Below are 11038 nucleotides of genomic sequence, written 5' to 3'. Positions count from 1 at the left end.
TAGCATAGCAGTACATGCCGTTCTGGAACTGGAGAACGCTCGTTCTCGAGGAGGCTGCTCATGTCCCGTGCATTCGTTTTCCTTGCCGCAAGCGTGGCCACCGCCCTTATCGCCAGCGCGACCCCTGCACAGGCAGCCGAAAAAGGCGGCGGAACGACAAGGGAAGAGGCGGGCTGGTGCTCTTCCATGGACGGCAGCCGCACCGTCTGCGCGGATATCGTCGCCCTCGACCAGACGCTGGTCTACAACCGCTTCGGCTCCTTCAACCCGTTCGGCATGATCTTCGCCCTGAGGCGCGACGTCGTGTCGACGGCGGAGGTGCCGAGAAAATACGATGCCGATGCCTGCGGCCAGACGGACGGGACGGAAACCTACGGCGATCCCGCATCCCTGAAACCCGGCGCGGTGCGGCTGAAGGACTGCAAGCGCCCGCGGCCGATGGTACTGCGCGCCAATGCCGGCGACGTCCTGCGCATCCGCGTCCAGAACCTGCTGCGCGACAGCCAGCCACGCTATTCGGAAGATTTCTGCCGGTCGGCGAAGGCCGAGCCGGCCACGGGGCGGATGTGGGAGATGCTGGGAGCGGTTCGCTCCTGGGTTTCGGAAGGCCCGGCCGACCGTGCCGCGCACAAGGAGGTGGATTGCCGCACGGACACGGCCGGCAAGCGCCCCGATGCGAAGGCCGGGCTGGAACCGGACACCGACGCGCCGGCAACGCGACTCCTCTCCATGGCGATCCAGGGGCTGACGCTCGTGCCGAGCGGCGTCGAGGCCGACGACCGGGCCTGCCTCGGCCAGCGCGGCATCGCGCCCGGCGCCTTCGCGGTCTGCACCTACAGGGTGGACGACGAGGGCACCTATTTCCTCTCCAGCACGGCGGCGCCCGCGGGCGGGGAAGGCGACGGCGGATCGATCACACACGGGCTCTTCGGCGCGGTGATCGGCGAGCCGAAGGGCTCGGCCTGGTATCGCAGCCAGATCACCGCCAAGGCCTTCCGGGATCTGTGGGGCTCGAAGTCCACGCCCCGCCATGCGGTGCGGGACATGCGCGACACGTTCGAAGGCCTGCCCGACGGCGTCGGCGGTGTGCCGATCCTGGCGATGGCGAAGCGGGTGAACGACGGGCTGCTCGAAATCGTCCATTCCGATCTCAACGCCATCGTCGAGCGCGATCCCGCAACGCGCATCGAGGGCCGGCCGCAGAGCTTCCGCGAGTTCTCCGTCTTCTTCCATGACGAGCTCAAGGCCTTCTACACGCGCAACTTCTCCGAGCTCAGCAAGTTCGGCGAGGGTCAGCTTGCCGGCGTGCGCGACGGCTTTGCGATCAATTACGGCTCCAGCGGCATGGGGGCGGCGCTGCTCGCCAACCGCAAGGGCATCGGCCCGGCCGCCAATTGCGCCGAATGCCTCTACGAGGAGTTCTTCCTCACCTCCTGGGCCAATGGCGATCCGGCGCTGCTCGAACAGTTCGGCGACGATCCCTCCAACGTGCACCACTCCTACCTGAACGACCCGATCGTCTTCCGCAATTTCCACGCGGGGCCGAAGGAGACGCACGTCTTCCATCTCCATGCCCATCAGTGGTTCTCGGGCAACGATGCGAACCGGGGAACCTATCTCGATTCCCAGACGGTCGCGCCGCAGCAGGGCTTCACCTACGACATCTATGGCGGCGGCATGCAGATCTACCGCCGGGGCGCGGCCGGCGAAAAGGGCTGGTACGAGACCCTCGGTTCCGGCAACCGCAACCGCACGGTGGGCGACTCGATCTTCCATTGCCACCTCTACCCCCATTTCGCGCAGGGGATGTGGGAACTCTGGCGCGTGCATGACGCGCTGGAGGACGGCACCCGGAAGCTGCCGGACGGGCAGTGGGAAGCCGGGCTTTCGCTTGCCGAGATGAGCAAGGACACCCGCGCCCGCAAGCGCCCGGGCTCGGTGAGCGCGAACGGCGCGTGGATCAACCCGACGGCCGGCGCGGCCGGCTATTCCGTCGGAACGCCGACGCCCGCGCTCGTTCCGCTACCCGGCGAAGCCTGGCCGCTGCTGCCGAGCTATAGCGGCGAGACGACCGTCGCAGCCGTCGAGGAGGGCAACATCCCGGATGTCGCCGAGATCCATGCCTTTCCCGGCTATCCCTACTATATCGGCGGCAAGCCCGGCCACCGCCCGGCGCAGGCACCGCTCGACATCGCCAAGGCCACGGCCGGCGACGGCGTGCCGGAGGGCGAATATCTCGACGGCGGCCTGCCGCGCCACATCGTGCTCGACGCGGCCGAGCGCAAGCCGGGCGTCGCGGTGCCGGAAGGTTTCCTCGACGCCTATGCGCCCGACGCGGTGACGGACCTCGCCAGCGCCGAGAACAATGCGGCGCTGCGCAAGCGCGAGGCCCGCCAGACGCAGCTCGTCGCCAAGATGCTGGCGCTCGGCGACCTGACGATGCATTTCGAGAAGGCGCCGCTGAAACTGCTGCCCTATGACGGGACGGCGCTGGAAAAGGCCGCGATGGCCTTCCACCACAACGGGTCCGGCCTCGACCTCCTCCTCGCGGACGGGGCCAAGGCCGAATATGACCTCACGCGCGGCGGCTATGCGCGCGCGGCGGCCAGCGGCGGCATGCTCTTTGCCGTCAACGGCGGCAAGGCAAAGCCGGGCGCGCCCTTCGCCGATCCCTGCGCCGCACCGGACAGCTACCAGATGCTGGTGCGCGTTCCGGGCTCGGGAAGCGACCCGGCGAGATACACGTTCGAGGACCGGCCGCTCTATTTCACCACCGGCCCGGTGGACCAGATGCCGGCGGGCGCGACGCCCGTGGCGGCCCGCGACGAGGAGGTCTCCAACTGGGTCAAGTGGCGCCGGTCGGACGACCGGATCGCCAAGCGGCCGACGCTCTACTATCTCGACGACGACCAGCGGCCGACCGCGCTTGCCGGCGGCGATATCGTCACGGTGAGCGAGGTCGATCCCTTCACCGGCGAAGCGGGCCTGACGACCGATCCCGGCGTCGTCGGCTTCCGCCGCTACAAGGCCTCCGCCGTGCAGCTGGACATGGTGACGAACAGGGCCGGCTGGCACGATCCGCAGGCGCGCATCGACGTGCTGACCGAGCGCTCGCACACCTACAAGGGCGAGATCGGCAGCAGGCGCATCTCGCCGCTCATCAGCGCCAGCGAACAGCCGTTCTTCTTCCGGGCATTGTCCGGCGAATGCATCGAGTTCCGGCACACCAACGAATTGCCGAAGGACCTGGCGCTCGACGACTTCCAGGTCAAGACGCCGACCGACACGATCGGCCAGCACATCCATCTCGTGAAGTTCGACGTGACCTCGTCCGACGGCTCGGGCAACGGCTTCAACTACGAGGACGGCACCTTCGCGCCGGACGAGATCGCAAGCCGTATCTGCGCCGCAAAGAATGCCGGCATGGCGACCTATCCTGAGGGAAATGCCACCGAGCCCCGGCTGCGCGAGTATCCGGGATTGTGCCGCAACGAGGCGGCGGCCGGCGAGGACCCGCATTGGGTGGTGGACAGGCAGGAGATCTGGCGGCTTTCCATCAAGGAGGGCAACCAGCGCCGCCTGTTCCAGACGACGACCCAGCGCTGGTTCGCCGATCCGCTGCTCTCGCCCGTCCGCAGGAAGGGCGACGGCGGCCAGCAGAAGAAGGACGAGGATTTCGTCGACCGCACGCTTCGCACCGTCTTCAGCCACGATCACTTCGGGCCCTCCTCGATCCAGCAACACGGCTTCTACACCGCTCTCCTGATCGAGCCGCAAGGCTCGCAGACCTGCGAGGTCGACGGCAAGGACTGCACCAAGCCCCGCATCGACCGCACGCTGGTCGACGCCGGGCCGATCGATGTCGGCAGGGACAAGATCATCGTCGACTTCGACACGCTGGACGACGTCTCGACCCGGGAATTCTCCCTGGCGATCGCCGATTTCGCCACGCTCTACGATCCGAGCGACACGATGGCCAAGGAAACGCTCCTTGCCGCCTTCCCGAACAGGACGGCCGACAGCACGAAGGCCGAGGCCGCGCTGGAGGAGCCGAAGCTCGCGAAAGGCATGGCGACACTCTATTGCGAGGCGAAATATGCCCGCCTCGGCCAGACCGGCAACATGAACGAATATTGCGGCTCGGGCCTGATGCGGGAAAAGGGCGCGGTCTTCGCCGTGCCGGGCGACGTTTCGCCGGCCTGGCTTGCCGCCGGCATGCCCCGGGATATCAAATCCCATTCCGCAGACCTCTTCCCCGGCCTGATCACGGCAGAGGACGTCGACGGCCTGCGCGCCTATCTGACCGCCTATCGCCAGAAGGCGGCGGGCAATGACGGCAGCGGCGTAATGGCCCGGCCGGTCGCCGCCGTGAAGCGGCCGGAGAGCATTTCGGTCGATCACCACGACCCATATCTCGTGAACTATCGCGGCGAGCCCATTCCACTGCGCATCGGCACGGACAAGGCACAGAAATGCCAGTTCAAGGACGATACGCCCGAAAAATGGGTCGGAAAGCTCGAAGCGGGCATTTCGGGCGACGATTCCTGCAGCATCAGCGTTCAGAAGAAGGGGAGCGAGGGCGATCTCGCCAATGTGTTCCTGTCGGCCTACCACAACGATCCCGCCACCCACATCATGAAGACGATGACGGGCGACCGCGTGCTGTTCAGGCTCATCCAGGGCGCGCAGGAGGTCCAGCATACGTTCAACCTCGAAGGCTACACCTGGCCGCGCAACATCGACCAGCGCTTCCCCGCCGCCGCATGGTCGCGCGACGAGACCGCGCCGCGTGCGACGCTGACGCAGAAATGCGACGACGCGACCTTCCTTGCCGGCGGCAATGCGATGAGGCTGATCGACGCCGGCCATGCGGACGAATATTTCTACTGGCTGCGCAACGGCGCGGCGGGCCTTCCCGACTCGATCGATTTCTGGGAAGCGGCCGAACAGGGCATGGCGTCCTGCTTCAATCGCGAGGGCCGCGTCAGCGCCCAGGAAGTGGGGATCTCCGAGCATTTCGAATTCAGCGGCACCTATCGCAACGACGTCAACACGGAACGCTTCGGCGCGACGGACGCCCTTGCGAACGCCGCCGACCTTCCCTCCGACACGCTCCAGCATTTCGGCTCGCAGGACGCGCTGTGGAACGGCGCCTGGAGCCTGCTGCGGACCTATCCCAGGGCCAGCAAGGAGATCGCCGGCATTACGGAGGTGCAGGCGAAGGCCGACGCGCTGAAACGGGAACTCGGCGATTCGGCGAAGAACAGGTTCCCCGAAGGCGTCGAGGCCGAACGGGCCGGCGCCTTCGCCAATATCCAGCCGGCCGCCTGCCGCTACGAAGCGCCGGTGGTCCATGCCGCCGTGGTGGCCATCGAAACGAGGACCGTCTTCGGCCCGGACGCCTCGGTCGGCGACGTGGGCGTCGCCTATGGCCCCGGCCTTTACGACCGGAACGGCCTGTTCCTGGCACAGGTCGATCCGATGGCGGTCGCCAACCGCAAGCCGGCGAATGTTCCATGGCCGGACTATCTCGAAAGCCCCGATGCCTGGCGGAACGTCAAGCTGGAGTCGGTGGTCAAAGCCATCAAGGCGGCCTATGCGCATCCCGAACCCCTCGTCCTGCCCGTGAAAGCCGGCGATTGCGTCGTGCTGACGGTCATCAACGCGCTGCGCGACCATACGGGCGTGAAGGGCCTGATAGACGATCTGGGCGATGCGCGGATGCCGGCGATCACCGCCCTCAACACCGAGCCCGAATGGGCGACCCGCAACACGGAGGAGGAACTCGGTCCCTGGCATTTCACGCAGAAGGACAATGCGAATGTGCGGCCGTCCTCGCGCCTTGCCCTGATGCTGCCGCTGCCGACGCTGAGCTACACCAATGCGATCGCCCGGCCCTTCGGCGCCAATGCGACGGGCGCGCTTGCCGGACTTCCCGCCGGCGGCACGACCCTCACGATGGACGAGGCCGGCACCGGCATCCTGCGGACGGCGCAGATCGAGCAGATCTCGTTCTATGCCGGCCGGGCGGCGGCGAAGTCCAACGAGGACCTGACGACCGTCACGCTCGATGAGAACCACGCCGAGGATTTCGTCGCCGCGCTGAATGCGGCGCTTGCCGGCGCCCCGCAGGGCCGCACGGTCGTGAAGCTGAGCGCGATCGACCCTGCCGATGACGGTCCCTTCGTCTTCGCCGGGCGCCGGTACAAGGTGAGCGTGACCCTCGACGACAATAGCGTGGCCGACCTTGCAGGCCTTGCGCCCGCAAATGCCGCCGCCCGGCAGGCCGTCGACCGCCTGTGGGGGGCCTATGCTCGGCTCAGCCTCAGCGAGAAGATCAACTTCATCCCCTATGCCTACGGGGCGCTGCCCCTCAAGAGCATGGGCGACGTCATCGGCCACCCGACGCATGGACTGGTCGGCGCAATCGACGTCCTGCCTTCAGGCGCGGTGGTGGCCGGCGAGACGCGCACCGAGGTCGGCCAGCTCACCTTCGAGCGCGACCTCTGCGACGACACGAACCCCTCCAGTCGCGGACAGGACTGCAAGGTCCTGGTCACCAGGCCGGTCGCCGGCAGGACGGGCCGGGTGGACCCGTTCGGCGCCTTGCGCATCTCCACGAAGGACCCGCAAGGCGGGGAGCACGACATAAGGGCCTTCACGCTGTTCTGGCAGGATGGCCTCAACCTCCGCGACCGCTTCACCGCCGACACCTTCGCCGCGCTCGGCGGCACGCGCCCGAAACTCGTCAGCGATTGCAGGATCTGCGACGACACCTACGACTTCGGCGATCAGGGCGCCAGCTACCGCTCCAGCCCCTTCCATATCCGCCTGCGCAAGGAGCCTGGCAATACCGGGCTTCCCCAGCCCGAGCGGCACACCGACCTCAACGCCTACCGGTTCCCGGCGGAATTCTTCCGCCTGAAGCAGGCCGAGATCGGCAAGAGAGGCTCGCCGCCCGTCCTGAAGGTGGTGGCGGGCGAGGAGATCGTCGTGCATGTGGTGCATCCGGGCGGACGCGCCCGCCAGCATGCCTTCGCGACGATAGGGCTGAACTACAACGACCTCTTCCCGGGCTTCGGCTTCCCGCGTTCGGCGCTGGTCGCGCCCGGCAAGGCGATCACCGCCTCGCTGACGCGCAAGGCCGCCGTCGGCTGCTACCTCTTCCACGACGGGCCGACCTATCTGCAGGCGGGCGGCCTCTGGGGGCTGATCGACGTCGTCGCCACCGAGAAGGACCTCGACGACCCCGCCAAGACCTCCTGCGCCCGCGCACCGTGAGGTGACGAGGATGGCCACGGGCGTCTCGAAACGGGGATCGGTGCTTTGGCCGGGCGTTGCCGCGGTGCTGGCAGCGGCCCTGCCGGCGGCCGGCCAGACGGCCGACAGCGGGCTTGTGGTCGAGATGACCGTTCGTGACCGCGCGGGGCAGGCGCTACGCATGCCGAGGAGCCGGGAGCCGTTCCGCCTCGCGCTGAAAATCTCAGACGCGAAGACCGGCCAGCAACCGACGGGCCTGAAGCCTTCCGCCTGGATCCGGCCCGTCGCGGCGGACAACGCCTCCTGCACGGACACGGCCCGCGCGCTGCGGGTAACGCGCGGTACGCCACGCGGCGTCATCGATCTCAACGGCGAACTGATCGGCGTCCTCAACGACGATGCGAGCTTCGGCGTCGTGGATCGCCGGCTCGACCAGAACGGGGCGAACATGATCGCCGCCGCGACCTTCGAGCGCCGGCCGGACGCCATCGCCTTCGACCGGGCAGGGCTACGCGCACTCGCGGTCCTGACCGCCGAGGGCCGGATCGAGGCGGTCGACCTCCTGACGGGCGAACGGCAGCCTCTTGCCGGCGACCTCGCAACGCCAACGGATGTGCTGGGAACCGCGGCGGGCAACCTCTGGATCGCCGAGGCCGGCCGTGACACTCTCGTGAAGCTGAAACCGGACGGCACGATCGGTGCCCGCCTCGTGCTTCCGGGCGGGCCGGGCGCGACGGAGAACCGGCTGTTCCTGCGCGAGACCGGCCTTCCAGGTCTGCTCGGCGCCTATTCCGGCGACGGCCGGCTCGCCCTTCTCGACGACTGGGCATCCGCCATCGTCTGGAGCGCATCCGGACCGCCCATCACTGATGCCCGTTTCATCGGGAACGGAACCGTCGTCGTGCTGCCGGCTGGGGTGAAGGCCATGGACGTCCGCTACACGGACGATCCGGGCGTTCCGCTCCGCATCCCCATCGGCATCGATGCGACGCGCCTTGCGATCAGCGAGGACGGGCGCCATGCCATCGCCTACAGCCCGGGAGAGCCGCTCTTCGTCATTGTCGACCTTGCGACGTCCCAGCTCGTCGAGGCCGGCCACATGCAGGAGCGCATGGTCGTGCAGGAAGCGGCGTTCGTCGGCAGGAACCTCTATATCCTCAGCGAGGACGGCGGGGCGGTGGCGATTTTCGAGATTGCGGCGCTCGGGCGGAAGGACCGCCCCGCGCCCCGCATCGTCGGCCTTGCCCGCGGCCAGCCGGAGGCCGGCGGCGCCGGCACGCGCATCGCGCCGCTCGATGCATCCCGCGCGCTGGTCGTCGACCGGGGCGGCGCCATCGGCCTCGTCCTCCATGACGCCATGGCCATCGGCAACGTACCGCCGGAAGACTATGTCCGCCTGCGCAGCGGCGTGCCGCTCTCCATCGGCGTCGTCGACAGGAGCCTCGCCGAGATCGCGCCCGGCCGTTTCGAGACCGTCGCGCGCGTCGAGGCCGGCGGCGAGCACGAGCTGATCCTCACCACCGGCGTCGGCGGCCTCACAACATGCATCCGCTTTACGGTGGACGGCGACGACGCGCACAAGGACCGGATCTTCACCCTGAAGGCGTCCCCGCGCGACGGGACCTACAGAGCCGGCCGGCCGGAGACCGTCGATTTCGAGTTCCATGACGGCGACGGCCGGGAGATCGCCGTGCCCCGCGCCCGCTTCCTCGTCTCCAGCCTGCAATCGTCCTGGACGATGCCGGTGGACGCGCAACGCGATGGGGACAACCGCCTGCAGGCGCAGATCCGCTTTCCCCATCCCGGTCTTTTCTCGATCAGCCCCGTCGACATACCCCAGGCCTTCGAGCTGCGGGAGCCGGCCCTCGCACAGGTGTCGCCATGAACAGGATCGCCTCCGTCGCCCTCCCCCTTGCCATCTTCCTCGGCCTTGCGGCATCGACGGTGATCGTCGCGGGCCGCGTGTTGCCTTCCCGGCAAGCCGCGACGCTGGCGCAGGAGCCGGTGGACCTGCCCGACGTGCGCCTGACCGATCACCACAGGCGCGAGGCAGCGCTGGTCAGCGAGCTTGCCGGCGACGATCTCCTCGTGGTGACGTTCAACTACACGTCCTGCCAGTCCATCTGCGGGGTCGGCAACGCGATCATGCAGGAGCTCGACAAGGCTGTCCTGCCGCGCATCAGGCGGCCCGTCCGCCTGGTGTCGATAACCATCAACCCGACGATCGACACGCCGGATATCCTTGCTGAAGCCGCGCGGGAATGGGCACCGAGTGAGCGCTGGCTCTGGGCGACCGGACGGCCCGGCGACATCGACAAGGTGCTGCGGCAGGCCAATGCGCGGACGGCCGATATCGAGCTGCACGAGCTCGTCTTCATCGTCGGCGACGGCAAGCGGAAGGATTTTCGCCGCATGCCGGTCAACGACGCGACCGTTTCCGGCGTCCTTGCCGCGCTCGACGGATACGGCAGTTGAAGTTTCCCGCTTTCGCCGGCCTGGCGCTGCTGCTCTGGACGGCTTCCGCTGCCGGGGCCGAGGGGCCGGACGCTGGCAGCAGCCTCTATAACGGCTTGGGCGATATCCCGGCGACGGTCTCGATAAGCGGCGCGACAGCGCTTCCGGCGGCGCGGTTTCCGTGCCGCACCTGCCATGGCCGCGACGGCGCGGGCGGCCGGGAGGGCGCGGCCCCGCCGATCCGGGGAAGCGACCTCTTCCGCGCCACCCCTGCCCGCCCGGCCTATGACGCCGCCAGCCTGAGACGCGCCCTTGAAGAGGGGCGCACACCGGACGGGCGCATCCTTTCCAGCCTCATGCCGCGCTATGCGATGGACGATGCGACATTCGCCAGCCTCTCGACCTATCTCGACCGGCTCACCGGGCTGCAACGGCGCGGCGTCCACCCCCGCTCCATCACGCTCGCCGTCGCCGTTCCGCCGGACAATGCCGCAACAGCCCGCCGCTATGGAGAGGCGCTCAAAGCGGCATTGGACGAGTTTCTCGGCGGCCGGCCTATCCACGGACGGACGGTCGCCGTCACGCTCCTTGCCGGAGACACGGCGGCGATCCTCGATGGGGTGGAGGATGCGGTCGCCGTCATCGGCCTTGCGCCGTCCACGCAACTCGACGTTCCCGCATTCACCGACCGGCAGGTCCCCGTCCTCTTCCCGCTGTTTCCGCTCGCGGGCAGCGAGGACACGACGATCGTGCGCGGGCTGATGGCGGACCGGCAGGATGCCCTTCGCGCCATCGCCGACCGTCTCGCATCCGACAGGGCGACGGCCGTGACGGTCATCGACGCCCCGGGATGCGGCGACGAGGGAGACACCTTCGTCCGGCGATACGCCTTGCCAGGCACCCGCTACACGCTTTCGCCCCTTCCACTCTCCGGTAAGCACCCGCGCGACGTGCTGCTGCTATGCCAGGACCGGAAGACGGCAGGCCGTATCCTCCACGACCTGCCCGCCAGCTCCCGGATCTACGGCCTTGCAGGCGAACTCCTGTCATCGACGGAAGCCGGCCGCCACCATCTGGTCCTCGCCTCGCCCGAAGCGTCCCTCGTTTCCCGCGAGGTGCAGGCAAACATCGTGGACATCCACGCCAGGACCGCCGCCAGCCTCCTCGTTTCCGCCTTGAAGAGCGCCGGCCGAAACCTCGACCGGACGACCCTGGTGGCCGCCATCGGTGCCGTTGCCGATGCCGAACGGCAACTCGACTACGCAGCCGACCCCCTCAACGGCACCACGTTCGTTCCCTTCATCGAAACGAAGCCGCAGTGAAC

4 protein-coding genes are annotated in these 11038 nt (G+C 68.2%); all 4 read left to right on the top strand.

The annotated features are described in order from the left end of the window. The first annotated feature begins 60 nt into the window (after nucleotides 1–60). From ACZ1A1_RS03585 to ACZ1A1_RS03570, 4 genes are read left to right on the top strand one after another with little or no spacing between them, the layout of a single operon-like run. Nucleotides 61–7281: a hypothetical protein gene (locus ACZ1A1_RS03585; protein ID WP_463618792.1), complete on the top strand. Its 7221-nt coding sequence runs from the start codon at nucleotides 61–63 to the stop codon at nucleotides 7279–7281. Between the two features lie 10 nt (nucleotides 7282–7291). Beyond that, nucleotides 7292–9145 carry an NHL repeat-containing protein gene (locus tag ACZ1A1_RS03580; RefSeq protein ID WP_463618791.1) on the top strand — a complete coding sequence of 618 codons (1854 nt, stop codon included), beginning with the start codon at nucleotides 7292–7294 and terminating at the stop codon, nucleotides 9143–9145. Further along, the gene (locus tag ACZ1A1_RS03575; RefSeq protein WP_463618790.1) at nucleotides 9142–9735 is read left to right on the top strand and encodes an SCO family protein; all 594 of its coding nucleotides are present in this window, start codon (nucleotides 9142–9144) and stop codon (nucleotides 9733–9735) included. Before ACZ1A1_RS03580 ends, ACZ1A1_RS03575 begins: the two co-directional genes overlap by 4 nt. After that, nucleotides 9732–11036: a c-type cytochrome gene (locus ACZ1A1_RS03570; protein ID WP_463618789.1), complete on the top strand. Its 1305-nt coding sequence runs from the start codon at nucleotides 9732–9734 to the stop codon at nucleotides 11034–11036. The genes ACZ1A1_RS03575 and ACZ1A1_RS03570 overlap by 4 nt, the downstream gene beginning before the upstream one ends. Nucleotides 11037–11038 lie beyond the last annotated feature (2 nt).

Source organism: Shinella sp. R2-11 (assembly GCF_055330205.1).
Note: the sequence above shows the minus strand (reverse complement) of the source record. Positions and strands in the feature narration are given on the sequence as shown.